General features: G+C 66.3%; 14 protein-coding genes and 4 pseudogenes. 8 read left to right on the top strand and 10 right to left on the bottom strand.

Annotated elements, in window-relative coordinates; translation table 11 throughout:
• Together SY89_RS18695 and SY89_RS16145 are read right to left on the bottom strand one after the other, a co-directional pair.
• Nucleotides 1–291, bottom strand: a pseudogene (locus tag SY89_RS18695) (TIGR01548 family HAD-type hydrolase); the annotation flags it as partial.
• Between the two features lie 47 nt (nucleotides 292–338).
• The gene (locus tag SY89_RS16145) at nucleotides 339–689 is read right to left on the bottom strand and encodes a UPF0146 family protein (protein WP_239685668.1); all 351 of its coding nucleotides are present in this window, start codon (nucleotides 687–689) and stop codon (nucleotides 339–341) included.
• A gap of 103 nt (nucleotides 690–792) precedes the next feature.
• On the opposite strand from SY89_RS16145, the pseudogene SY89_RS13605 reads away from it, so the two are divergent.
• Nucleotides 793–1311 (top strand): annotated as a pseudogene (locus SY89_RS13605) (archaemetzincin family Zn-dependent metalloprotease).
• Here SY89_RS13605 and SY89_RS18690 read toward each other — a convergent pair.
• Complete coding sequence (locus SY89_RS18690) at nucleotides 1303–1500, bottom strand: hypothetical protein (RefSeq protein WP_239685628.1); 198 nt, start codon at nucleotides 1498–1500, stop codon at nucleotides 1303–1305. The pseudogene SY89_RS13605 and the gene SY89_RS18690 overlap by 9 nt on opposite strands.
• Between SY89_RS18690 and SY89_RS19715 the strand changes: the two are divergent.
• The 6 genes and pseudogenes from SY89_RS19715 to SY89_RS13580 form a co-directional block, all read left to right on the top strand.
• Nucleotides 1456–2004 (top strand): annotated as a pseudogene (locus SY89_RS19715) (alanine racemase); the annotation flags it as partial. The gene SY89_RS18690 and the pseudogene SY89_RS19715 sit on opposite strands and share 45 nt — an antisense overlap.
• 100 nt (nucleotides 2005–2104) lie before the next feature.
• Nucleotides 2105–2494 (top strand): type III PLP-dependent enzyme domain-containing protein, encoded by a 390-nt coding sequence (locus SY89_RS17800; protein ID WP_204374460.1) that lies wholly within the window; start codon nucleotides 2105–2107, stop codon nucleotides 2492–2494.
• A 51-nt stretch (nucleotides 2495–2545) separates the two neighbouring features.
• Nucleotides 2546–3460, top strand: a complete 915-nt coding sequence (locus SY89_RS13595) for a YncE family protein (RefSeq protein WP_054584627.1) — start codon at nucleotides 2546–2548, stop codon at nucleotides 3458–3460.
• A 66-nt stretch (nucleotides 3461–3526) separates the two neighbouring features.
• Nucleotides 3527–4393: a cytochrome b gene (locus SY89_RS13590; RefSeq protein ID WP_054582638.1), complete on the top strand. Its 867-nt coding sequence runs from the start codon at nucleotides 3527–3529 to the stop codon at nucleotides 4391–4393.
• A gap of 5 nt (nucleotides 4394–4398) precedes the next feature.
• Entirely contained in the window at nucleotides 4399–4770 is a 372-nt protein-coding gene (locus SY89_RS13585; protein ID WP_054582637.1) for a hypothetical protein, read from the top strand.
• 142 nt (nucleotides 4771–4912) lie between these two features.
• Nucleotides 4913–6067: a nicotinate phosphoribosyltransferase gene (locus tag SY89_RS13580; protein ID WP_054584626.1), complete on the top strand. Its 1155-nt coding sequence runs from the start codon at nucleotides 4913–4915 to the stop codon at nucleotides 6065–6067.
• Here the strand turns inward: SY89_RS13580 and SY89_RS13575 are convergent.
• The 4 genes and pseudogenes from SY89_RS13575 to SY89_RS13560 all read right to left on the bottom strand — a co-directional run bounded on the left by SY89_RS13575 (nucleotide 6064) and on the right by SY89_RS13560 (nucleotide 8884).
• Nucleotides 6064–6348 carry a hypothetical protein gene (locus SY89_RS13575; RefSeq protein WP_054584625.1) on the bottom strand — a complete coding sequence of 95 codons (285 nt, stop codon included), beginning with the start codon at nucleotides 6346–6348 and terminating at the stop codon, nucleotides 6064–6066. The genes SY89_RS13580 and SY89_RS13575 overlap by 4 nt on opposite strands.
• 67 nt (nucleotides 6349–6415) lie before the next feature.
• Nucleotides 6416–6679 (bottom strand): ubiquitin-like small modifier protein 1, encoded by a 264-nt coding sequence (locus tag SY89_RS13570; RefSeq protein WP_054582636.1) that lies wholly within the window; start codon nucleotides 6677–6679, stop codon nucleotides 6416–6418.
• A gap of 47 nt (nucleotides 6680–6726) precedes the next feature.
• Nucleotides 6727–7098 (bottom strand): NUDIX hydrolase, encoded by a 372-nt coding sequence (locus SY89_RS13565; protein ID WP_239685466.1) that lies wholly within the window; start codon nucleotides 7096–7098, stop codon nucleotides 6727–6729.
• Between the two features lie 126 nt (nucleotides 7099–7224).
• Nucleotides 7225–8884, bottom strand: a pseudogene (locus tag SY89_RS13560) (long-chain fatty acid--CoA ligase).
• 202 nt (nucleotides 8885–9086) lie between these two features.
• On the opposite strand from SY89_RS13560, the gene SY89_RS13555 reads away from it, so the two are divergent.
• Entirely contained in the window at nucleotides 9087–9962 is an 876-nt protein-coding gene (locus SY89_RS13555; protein ID WP_054584624.1) for a hypothetical protein, read from the top strand.
• A gap of 81 nt (nucleotides 9963–10043) precedes the next feature.
• Here the strand turns inward: SY89_RS13555 and SY89_RS13550 are convergent, their stop codons facing one another.
• The 3 genes from SY89_RS13550 to SY89_RS13545 all read right to left on the bottom strand — a co-directional run bounded on the left by SY89_RS13550 (nucleotide 10044) and on the right by SY89_RS13545 (nucleotide 12004).
• Nucleotides 10044–10271 carry a hypothetical protein gene (locus tag SY89_RS13550; RefSeq protein WP_054582633.1) on the bottom strand — a complete coding sequence of 76 codons (228 nt, stop codon included), beginning with the start codon at nucleotides 10269–10271 and terminating at the stop codon, nucleotides 10044–10046.
• 187 nt (nucleotides 10272–10458) lie between these two features.
• A complete protein-coding gene (locus SY89_RS17425; protein WP_189319077.1) occupies nucleotides 10459–10608 on the bottom strand; it encodes a zinc ribbon domain-containing protein in 150 nt (49 codons plus the stop codon).
• 463 nt (nucleotides 10609–11071) lie between these two features.
• Nucleotides 11072–12004 (bottom strand): NAD-dependent epimerase/dehydratase family protein, encoded by a 933-nt coding sequence (locus tag SY89_RS13545; RefSeq protein ID WP_054582632.1) that lies wholly within the window; start codon nucleotides 12002–12004, stop codon nucleotides 11072–11074.
• Nucleotides 12005–12365 lie beyond the last annotated feature (361 nt).

The raw sequence follows: 12365 nt of genomic DNA, 5'->3' as shown, positions 1-12365 counted from the left end.
AGGACTGCGCGGGCGGCCGCGACCCCGCCGTCCTCGCGGGCGGCGATGGCGTCGGTGAACTCGGCGGCGTCGCCCGTGTAGCCCGCCGCCCGGGCGAGCACAACAGCGTCGCACCGTCGGTGAGCTCCCAGTCGTTGTTGAAGCCGCCGGCCTCCTTGAAGCGCTGGACGGTCCCGCCTCGATCGTCGTGCCGTGGCGCCGTTCGATCGTCTCGATGATCGCCCGCCGGTATGAGTCCGACTCGTCGACGAGCACGCCGTCGACGTCGAGGACGACCGCGTCCGCGTGCATACCCCGCTCGGTCCCGGGGCGAAAGGCGTTTGCGACTCGCGGCGGCGTCAGCGCCGGGCCTCGCGGGTGGCGGCGCGGTACAGCGTCACCCGGGGGCGTCGCCCCCACCCAACTGCTCGCGCTCGACGGGGATCGACGGCTCGTCGTAGCCGAGGTGGTGAACACGAACGTCGCCCCGACACGCTCGGCGAGGTCGGCGATCGGGCGGTGGAGTTCGGCGGGCAGTTGAGCGCGTAGACGACATCGACGCGGTGGAACGCGTCGGGCTCGTCGACGGTCGTCACGTCCTCGACGCGGAACCGGACGCCATCGGGCACTGATACGGGATGCACGTCGGTGGCGCGCACGTCGGCGCCGGCGTCGACGAGCCCGGCCGCGACGCCGGTGCGGTCGCCGATGCCGACCTCCAGCAGCCGGCCGGCGCCCGAAGCCGTCGGACGATTGAAGAATCAGTTTGGCTGTTCATGCCGGGGTTTATGCTGATCTCGGCGTGTGTGGCATATGCACGTCGACATCGTTCCAGTCGGGTCGGTCCCGAGCCGCGCCAAACGCGAGGCGTCAGAGGCGTTGCGGGCCGTCTACGACTGCGACGTCGGCGTTCGGAACGAGCAGCCGATCCCCGATGACGCGCTCGACCGCGGGCGGAGCCAGTACCGCGCCGAGCGCTTCATCGAGGTGGCGAGCAACACCGGCAAGGGGAGAAGAACATCGCCATCACGACCGAGGACCTCTACTACCGCCAGCGCAACTACGTGTTCGGGCGCCTACCTCAACGGCCGTGGCTCGGTCATCTCGACCCACCGGCTCAACACCTCCTCCGACGGCGGCATCTCCACCAAACCCACCTCGGAGGTGTTCGCCGACCGCATCCGGAAGGAGGTGGTCCACGAGATGGGCCACAACTTCGGGCTGGAACACTGCGACAACAGCAAGTGCGTGATGTCGTTCTCGCCGACGGTGCGGGAGGTCGACGTGAAAGAGGAGAACCTCTGTGGCTCCTGTTCGCGGATGCTACGGTAGCGAATCACCGCTTCCCGGCAGTTTTTCTCGCCGCCGGCCGGGCTTCTCGGCATGACCACCTGGACCAGCGACCAGATGGGCCCCCGACTCGGTGAGCCCGTCGACGACCTCGAGACGCCGGTGCTGCTCGCCGACGTGGACGCGATGGAGCGCAACATCCGCGAGTACGCCGCCGTCGCCGACGAGCACGACGTCGAGCTGCGATCACACGTCAAGACGCACAAGAACGCCGCACTGGCGGCCCGTGAGGTCGAACTCACCGGCGACACCGGAATCTGCTGTCAGACGCTCGGGGAGGTGGAGACGATGGCCCGCAACGGGATCGACGACGTGTACCTCTCCTACCAGGTCGTCGGCGAGTCGAAACTCGACCGGCTCTGCTGGCTCGACGGGAAAGTGGACGCTCTGGCGACGACGGTCGACTCCGTGGCGACGGTCGACGCGCTCGCGGCGGCCGCCGAGCGCAACGACCGGACGCTCCACGCGGTGCTGGAGGTCGACATGGGGCTCAACCGGACCGGCGTCGCGCCCGACGAAGCGGCGGAGCTCGCCCGACGAATCGCCGACGCCGACGCGCTCGCGTTCGACGGGCTCCTCGCCTACGACGCCCACGTCAAGAGCGAGGCGTCGACGGAACAGGAGTTCGAGGAACGCGCGTGGGCGGCGATGGAGCTCGCACAGGAGGTCGTCGACGACATCGAGGCCGCCGGGATCGAGGTGCCCGAGGTCAAAGTCGGCGGCACGGCCACCTCGCGCTACAGCCCCCCCCCGTCGTCACCGAGATCAACCCGGGATGTACCCGTTCAACGACGTGGGCGAACTCGAACTCCGGCCGTGGGAAGTGTCGAAGGACGACTGCACGGCGACGGTGCTGACGACGGTGATCTCGGTGCCCGACGACGACCGCCTCGTCGTCGACGGCGGCAGCAAGACGTTCTCGCTGGACAAACCCCAGCTGCCCGTCCCGAAGCACCGCGACGACATCGAGTACGTCAACGCCAGCGAGGAGCACGGCTGGATCGACACCAGCGAGTCCGAGGCGTCGTTCGAAGTCGGCGACCGACTCGAGTTCATCGTCCCCCACGTCTGTACGACGATCAACCTGCACGACCTGATCGTCGGCGTCCGCGACGGCGAGGTCGCGGATCTCTGGGAAGTGCAGGCCCGGGGGAAGGTACGGTAACGCGATTTCCGGAACCCTCGCGATTAACCCACGCTCTGTCGAAGTACGCCCATGGGCGAACTCATCGTTCTCAACAAGGACGAGGACACCGTCGACTACCTCGACGCCGACACGGGCGAGACGCTCGCGACCGTCGAGACCGACTTCAACCCCCACGAGATCGCGCTCTCGCCGTCCGGCGAGACCGCCTACGTCACCTGCTCGCTGGGGAACTCGCTGCTCTTCCTCGACAACGAGGCCCGCGAGGTCCGGGACCGCTTCGAGCACGACCTGTTCGAGTTCCCCCACGGGCTCGCCGTCCGGGAATCCGCGGGCGAACTCTGGCTGGCGTCGACGTACAGCAGCCAGCTGTTCGTGTTCGACCTCGAGACCGAGGCACTCCTCGAGACGTTCCCGACCCACCAGGAGTACTCCCACATGGTCACGTTCGGCCCCGACGAGGAGACCGCGTACGTCGCCAACATCGGCAGCGACTCGGTGACCGTCGTCGACGCCGACGAGCGCCGCGTCGTCGCCGACCCGCCGGTCGGCGAGGGGCCGGAAGGGTTCGCCGTTGACCCCGACACGGGCGAACTGCTGGTGGCGAACCAGGACGACGACAACCTCACCGTCCTCGACGGCGGGAGCTACGAGGAGACCAGCACCGCGATGCTCGGAACGACGCCGGTCCGGCTGGTGTTCGACCCCGCGGGACGCTACGCGCTCACGGCCAACCGCGAGAGCGACGACGTGTCGGTGATCGACACGGCGTTCGTCCGCGACGGCGAGCGCCGGCCGTGGGAGGTCAAACGCATCCCCGTGGGTATCTGGCCCGGCGGGACCGCCTTCGACCCGTCGGGCGATCGGGCGTTCGTCGCGAACAACAAGACCAACGATATTTCGGTGATCGACACCGAGTCGTTCGACGAGGTCGAGCGCTTCGACGCGGGGATCCATCCCGACGGGATCGCCTACCGGGCTGACTGACGCGCCGTCCCCAGTTGCTCGGGTGCTTCGCCATGCTTTTGAGAACGCGGCACCGACGTATTGGACATGAGCGCAGACGAGGACAAGTATCCCGCCGAATCGGGGCGGCGGCGGTTCGTGAAGGGCGTCGTGGGCGGCGCTGGGCTGGCCGCTGTCGGGACGACCGGCGCGGTCGGTATCAACTCCACGACCCAGTCGCCGGGGTCGGGCGGTGGCTCGACGACGGCGATGGCCATCGAGAACACTGCGGGGCCCGCACCGCGTGGGATGCCCCTGATCCCGGTCGAGATCGACGACGAGGGGTACCTCAAGGGGTTCTGGCCCGAAGTCGAGGAGGTCGACCAGGGCGGCCGAACCATCGAGGTCGCGGAGGCCGAGATGGGCGGCCAGACTTACTCCTCGGAGTGGTTCCAGTACTGCGGTGTCGAGTCTTACCAGGGGATCGTACCGGGCTACGAGTCGGATAACTACTTCCGCTCGGACTCCGGCCCCGCCTACGACTGGCAGAGCGAGGAACTCGAAGGCGGCGACCGCCTCAACGTCGACATGTTCGAGGACTACGAGTCGTGGGGCAACGGCATCGGGAAGGCCGGCATCGGGAAGCCGGCGACCGGTCGTTGGCGCTCCGAGGACACCGAGAACACCATCCCGATCCAGGTGATCCGGAGTCCGATCATCGAGGATATCGCCAACGGCAACACCGACGCCGACCAGGCCATCGTCGACTGGCTCAGCGCCAGCACGCAGGACGGGTTCATTGCGTGGCTCAACAAGTGTACCCACTTCTGCTGTGTGCCGGGGTACAAGCAGACTCAGTCCTCCGCCTCCTTCGGCGGCGAGGACGGCGTCTACTGCGCCTGCCACCAGTCCGTGTACGACCCATTCAGCATCGTCGAGACGCTGTTCGTCGCCCGACCGCGGCCTGACGACTGATTCCCGTGGTCGACGACACTCGCGAAGACGGCGCACCGGCCGAGGCCGGTGAGGACGACCACGACGCTGACGGCGATCACGCTACCGGCGACGATGCCGGGAGCGACGAGGACGCGGAGTTCGCCCAGCGGGTCTCTGAGGCCCGCGACCTGCTCGGCGAGGACGCCACCGCGCTCTACGTCGGCGTCGTCCGCGACGGCCGCGAGGTAGACTCCACGTTCGCCCAGCAGGCGGACGATCACCAGCAGGAGGGGATGCAGGCACTCTCGCTGCTGGCCTCGCACATCCGCCTGGTCTCCGACGAGGCCGGCGTCGACTACACCACGGTCGCCGCCGACGCGGTGACGCTGGCCGAGCAGTTGGACGAGTCCGAGTAGGCAACCTGTCGACGCCGAACGAACGGACCGCCCGGCTGAACCCACTCGGCTGCCGATCGCGCCGTTTGACAGGACTTTTTGTTCACACGCCCCAGACAGTGCCCACGGACGACCCGCCGGCGTCGGGGGCGACTCCCAGATCATGAGCGAGTTCGACATCATCCCACCCGAAGCGATCGAGTCAGGCGATGCGACGGACGCCTACTTCGACCGAACGGCCGAGACCCTGGAGCACGCAGGGCACAACCCCCACGTCGTCGCCGAGGTCACGGCCGACCAGTTCCCGACGGGGGAGTTCGAACTCCTCGCGGGGCTGCGTGACGCCGCCCACCTGCTCGAAGGGCTGCCGATCGACGCCGACGCGCTCCCGGAGGGGACGCTGTTCGACGGCGGCCCCGTGCTCCGGATCGAGGGGACGTACCTCGAGTTCGCCCGGTACGAGACGGCGCTTTTGGGCTTTCTCTCTCACGCCTCGGCGGTCGCGACCAACGCGCTCCGGGCGCGGCGCGCGGCGCCGGAGTCGACGGTGTTGAGCTTCGGCACCCGCCACGTCCACCCCTCGATCGGCGCGATGGTCGAGCGATCGGCGCTCGTCGGCGGGCTCGACGGCATCTCCAACGTCGCCGCGGGCGAGGTGCTCGATCGGGAGGCGGGCGGGACGATGCCACACGCACTGCTGATCTGCTTCGGCCGGGGCAATCAGGAGGACGCCTGGCGCGCCTTCGACGACGCCGTCGCCGCCGACGTGCCCCGCGTCGCGCTCTGTGACACCTACAGCGACGAGGTCGACGAGGTGCTCCGCGCCGTCGAGGCGCTGGGCGACGATCTCGACAGCGTCCGGCTGGACACGACGGGCTCGCGCCGCGGCGACTTCCGGCACATCGTCCGGGAGGTGCAGTGGGAGCTCGACGCCCGCGGCCACGGCGACGTGGACGTGTTCGTCAGCGGCGGCATCGACCCAGCGTCGATCCGCGAGCTACGCGACGTGGCCGACGGGTTCGGCGTCGGTGGCTACGTCAGCAACGCCGACCCCGTCGACTTCGCGCTGGACATCGTCGAGGTCGACGGCGAGCCGGCCGCCAAGCGGGGGAAGCTTTCGGGCGCAAAAGCCGTCTACCGCACCGACGACGGCGGCCACCACGTCGGGCTGCGAAGCCGCGAGGGCCCCGACGACGCCGAGTCGCTCATGCAGCCGCTGCTGCGGGACGGCGAACTGGTCCGCGGGTTCGACATCGACGCCGCGGCCGAACGCGCACGCACGGACGCCGAGTGCACCGACTTCCCCCGCGACCGCTAGGGCGGGAAGGAGTCGACGACGAACGTCCCGTAAGCCGCCACCCCGAGCAGCAGGAACCCGACGATCAGGAGCACGACCCCGCCGAACCGGAACGTCCACAGCCGGTGCTCCTGGGTGTCGTCGTAGAACTCGGGGTTCTCAGAAGGCGGTGTCGAGCTGATTCGCTCTGCGGCTCGTTCCTGGAGGGCGATCGCGGTCTCGGTTCGGAACGCGAAGGTAGCGCCGACGCCGAGCGTTCCGAGCGCGAGGAGCCAGATCGCGATCAATGTGGCCGTCGCCATCTCGGGCAGTCAGTCGTCGGGCGCCGTGTTGAAACCCCGGTCTCGCGAGCGAGCCGACGAGGCGGGGCTACCCGCCGCTGACCGGCGGGAACAGCGCGAGTTCGTCGCCGGCGTCGACGCCGTCGTCCGGGTCGACGTTCTCGCCGTTCTTGAGGAGGTTCACGTCGCCCCGGAGATCGCCGTCCTCGGTCAGCGCCCGGTCGCGGAGCGCCGGCTTCGCGGCCAGTAGCGCCTCGAGCGCGTCGCCGACGCTCGCGTCGTCGTCGACGTCGACCGCGACGGTGCGGTCACCGGCGGCCTCGGCGAGATCGGCGAAGAGCTTCCACTGCATACCCGCGGGTCGGCGGCGGGCGGAAAAGAGGGTTGCGGGTCCACCGGCTACAGCGTGGATACCGAACGCTCCATCACCCGTTCGACGCCCCGGGCCTGCGGGTCGCTGAGCCGTCGGCGGGCCACGCCGGGGCGCGTCCACTCGGCCGTCGTGTGCTCTGCACTGAGGGAGACCTCCCGATCCGTCGTGGAACAGCAGTAGTACACGCCGAACCGGTCCCGGCCCGCGTCGTTGCGCCACGCGACCGTGTGGACCGGTTCGTCGACGGCGACGTCGAGGCCGGTCTCCTCGTCGATCTCGCGTCGCAGTCCGGGAACGGGATTCTCGCCGGGTTCGAGTCGACCGCCAGGGAGCTCCCACCCGCTATCGCTCGCTCGACGAACGAGCAGCAGTTCGTCGTCGGTTGAGGATGACCCCACGAAGGCTAATTGAGGCACGGAGGGGCGTGTCGGTCATTGGCCGACTGAGGTACAAACACTGAGTTCAGCTTTTTTACGTTGTCGCGTCCGGTCGAACCCCAACCGTACCGGAATCAGCGAGGCTGGTCAGTCCTCGCCTTCCGGGGCCGCGTCTGCGGGCGCGTCTTCTTCGAGCAGCTCGCTCTCTTCGCCCTCGTACAGCTCTCGCAGATCCTTCTTCGAGAACTTCCCCGTCGCCGTCTTCGGGATCTCGTCGATGAACTCGAACCCGTCCGGGATCCACCACTTCGGGTACTCCTCGCGGAGCATCTCCCGGAGCTCCTCGCTCAACTTGTCGCGGTCGGTCCCCTCGGGCGCGACGACCATCGCCACGGGTCGTTCCTGCCAGCGCTCGTGTGGGACACCGATGACCGCCGCCTCGCTGACGTCGTCGTGGGCCATGATCGCGTTCTCCAGTTCCTGTGAGGAGATCCACTCCCCGCCGGACTTGATCACGTCGTCGGCCCGATCGACGATCTCGATGTAGCCGTCCGTGTCGACGGTGACGATGTCGCCGGTCCGGAGCCACGACCCCTCGAAGTCCGCCTCGTTCGCCGCCGGGCTGTTGAAGTACTCCATCGTCACCCAGGGACCGCGGACGAGCAGCTCGCCGAACGCCTCGCCGTCCCACTCGATCTCGTCGCCGTCGTCGCCGATCACCTTGAACTCGAGGCCGGGCACGATCAGCCCCTGTTTCGACTTCACGTTGAACTGCTGCTCTTTCGGGGCGTCCAGGAGGTCGTGTTTCAGGTTCGCGACCGTCCCGATCGGGGACATCTCGGTCATGCCCCACGCGTGGAGGACCTCGACGCCGAGTTCGTCGAACTGCTCGATAAGCGCCTCCGGGGCCGCCGCCCCGCCGATGACGATCCGCTCGAGCGAGGAGAGGTCGACGTCGTGCTCCTCCACGTAGTCGAGGAGGCCCAGCCAGACCGTCGGCACGCCCGCGGTCAGCGTCACGCCCTCCTCCTCGATGAGCCGGGCGAGGTCCGCCGGCTCCGGCGACGGGCCGGGGAACACCTGCTTGGCCCCGGCGGCGGCCGCCGAGAACGGCATCCCCACGCGTTGACGTGGAACATCGGCACCACCGGCATCACCACGTCCGCGTCGTCGATGTTCAGCGCCTGGGGGACCATCGTCGCCATCGTGTGGGCGTGGAGCATCTTGTGGGTGTACTCGACGCCCTTCGGCATCCCCGTCGTCCCTGAGGTGTAGCACATCCCCGCGGGCTGTTCCTCGTCCAGTTCCGGGAACTCGTAGCTCGTCGACTGGTCGCCGATGAACGACTCGTAGTCGGTGATGGGCTCGAGCGGCAGGTCGGGCACTTCCGAGCCCATGACGACGAACTGCTCGACGCTCTCGAACGCCTCGGGGTCGTACGCGGCGGCCAGCTTCTCGGCCAGCGACGGGTCGACGAAGATCACCTTGTCTTCGGCGTCGTCGACGATGTGCTGGATGTGGCCGTCGGGCAGCAGCGGGTTGATCGTGTGGAGCTGGGCCCCATGTTCGGGACCGAGAAGTACGTCTCGAAGTGGCGGTCGGTGTTCCAGCAGACCGTCCCGACGCGATCGCCTGTTTCGACGCCGGCCTCGTCGAGGGCGTTCGCCAACTGCCCGACGCGGTCACCGTACTCGTCGTAGCTGTACCGCTTCGTCCCCTCGTGTGTGCGGGCGACGATCTCTCGCTCCGGGGTGATGTTTTCGGCACGCCAGAGGAACGGCTTCAGCGTCTGTTGGTAGCCAGTCACAGTTAGAGTCGTGGTAACACGCGCAATAGTTTTTCGGTGGTTTTGTTGCGCCTTCCTCACGGAGCAACGCGGGGAACGACCCGACCGAGTAGCGCAGTAGGGCGGCGTGTCTCACCTGTTCGTCCCCTTCGATACCGCTGTCCAGCGTCCAAGCTCCCTCGATGGGGACAAGATAGATGCCAAAGCGGACATCAACTCAGGTATGCCCTCCGTCGGTCGGATCACACGCAGTCTGTTGGTCGGTGTCCTCCATGCGGCCGGACTCCTGGGTGTTGCACTTGAGCTTGGCTACGCAGTCGGCCCAGCCGAATACACAGCGATCGGCTTGCTCTGGCGCTATGGCGGGCTCGTTGTTGTCGCCGCCGTTCCAGTCTGGCTTGCACTTCGCTTCCGGCTCGTCGTTCCGCTGCTGGCCCTCGTGCTCACGACTGGCTACGTTTTCGGGATGGAGCTCACGCCACCCGGACCGACGTTCCATGACGTCGCCGAATTCGAGCGCCTCGACGAACCGACCGGTATCATCGTCGTCGAGAACGGGCTGTACATCGTGCGCTACATGATGAACGCCTCCGTCTGGCTCGTCGGGTTCCTGTTTGCTGGGTTGGTCGAGGCTGTCAGCCGGAGTGACTGGCGACGGCTGCCCGCTCCCCCCGGCTTGCCGGACTGGCTCTCCCCACCCGTCTCTCGACGGCAGGCTGTGAGTGTCGCCGCCGCGGGTGGGCTACTCCACCTCGTCGTAATGGTGTGGTTCGCTCGCCGACTCGGCGTGACGATTACCGGTGGCTACGAGTGGGTGCTCTATGCATCCAGCACGGTCGGGATGTGGCTGCTCGCGGCGGTGCCGCTCTACCTGCTCGTTCGCCACCGGCTCGTGGTTCCAGCGACGCTGCTCACCGGCTTCATCGTCATCGACGTTCGGTCGGAGTTTGCGGCGAGCGTCGAGGACGCCCACGCACTCTACTTCGGGGCGTGGTTCGTCTTTCTCGCGATCTTCCTGATCGGCGGTCTCGTGGAGTACGGCTTGCGGCAGGTCGATTCTCTTCGCAGGATGGTGTCGCGTCGTGGAAACCGACATTGATGGCAGGGCCGGTTCATCGACGAGCCGGCAAGCAGGAGCGAGGTGCCCGTGACTCAGGCGTCGTGGTCTAGACGCCCTGGCTCAGCTGACGCCGACGCCGCCCGGTCGCGCGGTAACGTACACCCGCATCTCGATTTCGTCAGGACAGGCCTGCTCGACCCGCTTGACGATGTCGAGGGACTCGTACGCCGCAATATCGTGGTTCGGATCGTGGAGGCCAACAGCTGCCGTTCCGTTGGCCGTCGCATCGACGACGCTGTCCGTTCGGCGTTGGACCTTTTCTTTGAGTTCTTCGCGGGGACCCATCATCGAAATATGTTACATGCCGAATTAATAGCGCTTTCGCAAAATCCGGGTCCTGATGTGTATCAAATGCGGCTTGGGTAGTGTATGGCTCCCTCAATACAGATCCGATGCCGAAATCAGTGTCCGTTACTGTCTGCCCTCCGATCGTCTCGCCCGCTCGGCGGCGATGCCGCAACGTCTCGCACCAGTACTAGCTAAACCGGTAGCAGGCGATATCGCTGGTCCCACAGTTCGGGCATACCTCCGTGTCGGCTGCGAGCGTTTCCCCGCAGCGTCGACACTCCCACATCGCTGTGGGCTCGTCGTCGACGACGCTGCGGAGGCGCTTGAGGAGGCGCACGAGTGGATAATCTGTTTCCTTCTTGTTAACTCTATGTCCTCGTGACGGGTCACGGCTCTTCGGGTGGCTGTTCAGTAGGGGTCGCTGGTGGCCGAGGGTTTGTTGAGTGGGCGTTTCGTGGCAGCGACGCTAGTCCGTACTGGTTCACGGACTCGAGACGGAGGTCGAGACTTCGAGAGTGCGCAGTCTTAACCAACACATCGCGCCATACCGTCGACATCTGTTGGTTAATCGCCCCAGCGGCTCCCTGTGAGCGCTCACGAGATACTCCCACGTGTCGCAATGGGAGGAATACGGGTAGTCGTGGAGAAAGGTGCGCGTTAGTCTCGGGCGCCGATGACGGTGTCGCCGCATTCGACGCAGACGTACGTGCCGTCGATGGTTTCTGCGGCAGGGACGTTACAGGGGATGCACTTTACACGCGAGGATCGGACGGTTCGAGGGTAGCGGCTCATGAGTGTGGTTAGTTCTCCGTGACCACCGAGTCCGTGTACGGCTCACAAACTCGCGCGACACCTTCTTCGAAGTCGATCGTCGGCTCCCAGCCCGTGGCCTCGTGGAGTTTCGAGTAGTCGGCCATCGTGTCGTGGACGTACACCTCCAGCGGGTTCTCGATGTACTTCGGGTCGACGTCGGTGCCCAGTTCGTCGTTGATCATCGCGACCATCTCGTTGAACGTGTAGCTCTCCTCCGTGCCGACGTTGTAGATGCCCTGGAGTTCATGGTCGGCGGCGAGTTCGCAGGCGCGGACGACGTCGTCGACGTGCGTGAAGTCGCGGGTTTGCGTGCCGTCGCCGAACAGTTCCGGCCGCTCGCCGTTGGCGATCTTGTCGGTGAACTGGGCGACGGTGTTGGCGAACTCGCCTTTGTGTTCCTCGGCGCCGGCGAAGCCCTGATAGACCGAGAAGAATCGCAGGCCGGCGAGGGTCATGTCGTGGAAGTTGTGAAAGTACTCGGCGTAGCGCTCCCTGGCGAGTTTCGAGGCTTCGTACCCGGTTCGGGCTTCGACGTCCATGCTTTCGGGAGAGGGTTCGGTCCGGTCGCCGTAGATGGAGGACGTGGTCGCGTAGACGACGGTGTCGCAGCCGTCCTTGCGGGCCTGTTCGATCGTGTTCACGAACCCCTCGACGTTGACGCGGGCGCCTTTCGCGGGGTTGTCCTCGTGCATTTTGTAGGAGGAGAGTGCCGCCAAATGGAACGCGACGTCGACGTCCGTGGGGAGATCGTCGTCGACGACGGATGCGTCGACGAACTCCACTGCTTCGTCAAGGTTGTCGGGCGTGCCGAGGTACTGGTCGTCAACGGCGATGACGTTGTTCGTCTCGGCGAGTTGATTCGCGAGGTTTGAGCCGATGAAGCCCGCGCCACCAGTGACGAGGACGCGTTGGTTCTGCATGGGAGTTCGTGTTCGATAGTTGGTGGAAAGGGTGTCGATCGATCCCGGGTGTCAATCCTCGTCGCCGACGACTGTGTCGCCACACTCAACACAGACGTAGTCGCCGTCGACAGTTTCGGCGGCCGGTGCGTTACACGGGATACACTTCACGCGAGAAGAGCGTACAGATCGAGGGTATCGGCTCATGACATGTGGTACATGGCGATTCACTAATGGGTCCCGATTTATCTGGTTCTTACCTCTCTTTCGTAGACAGCAGTCAATGGTGTGGTGACTGGTGATCCAATCGACGCCACTGTTTATCAAATATCTCACTATACCTGCCAATTTCCTGCAGGTACAGCCACGAAACGTGACGATT

The organism is Halolamina pelagica, from assembly GCF_001307315.1.
Classification (GTDB): domain Archaea; phylum Halobacteriota; class Halobacteria; order Halobacteriales; family Haloferacaceae; genus Halolamina; species Halolamina pelagica_B.
Note: the sequence above shows the minus strand (reverse complement) of the source record. Positions and strands in the feature narration are given on the sequence as shown.

Excerpts from the sequence above, each read along its gene's own strand:
- SY89_RS17800 (WP_204374460.1), top strand. The coding sequence starts at position 2,105 with ATGTACCCGTTCAACGACGTGGGCGAACTCGAACTCCGGCCGTGGGAA.
- SY89_RS13595 (WP_054584627.1), top strand. The coding sequence starts at position 2,546 with ATGGGCGAACTCATCGTTCTCAACAAGGACGAGGACACCGTCGACTAC.
- SY89_RS13590 (WP_054582638.1), top strand. The coding sequence starts at position 3,527 with ATGAGCGCAGACGAGGACAAGTATCCCGCCGAATCGGGGCGGCGGCGG.
- SY89_RS13580 (WP_054584626.1), top strand. The coding sequence starts at position 4,913 with ATGAGCGAGTTCGACATCATCCCACCCGAAGCGATCGAGTCAGGCGAT.
- SY89_RS13575 (WP_054584625.1), bottom strand. The coding sequence starts at position 6,348 with ATGGCGACGGCCACATTGATCGCGATCTGGCTCCTCGCGCTCGGAACG.
- SY89_RS13570 (WP_054582636.1), bottom strand. The coding sequence starts at position 6,679 with ATGCAGTGGAAGCTCTTCGCCGATCTCGCCGAGGCCGCCGGTGACCGC.
- SY89_RS13555 (WP_054584624.1), top strand. The coding sequence starts at position 9,087 with ATGCCCTCCGTCGGTCGGATCACACGCAGTCTGTTGGTCGGTGTCCTC.
- SY89_RS13550 (WP_054582633.1), bottom strand. The coding sequence starts at position 10,271 with ATGATGGGTCCCCGCGAAGAACTCAAAGAAAAGGTCCAACGCCGAACG.
- SY89_RS13545 (WP_054582632.1), bottom strand. The coding sequence starts at position 12,004 with ATGCAGAACCAACGCGTCCTCGTCACTGGTGGCGCGGGCTTCATCGGC.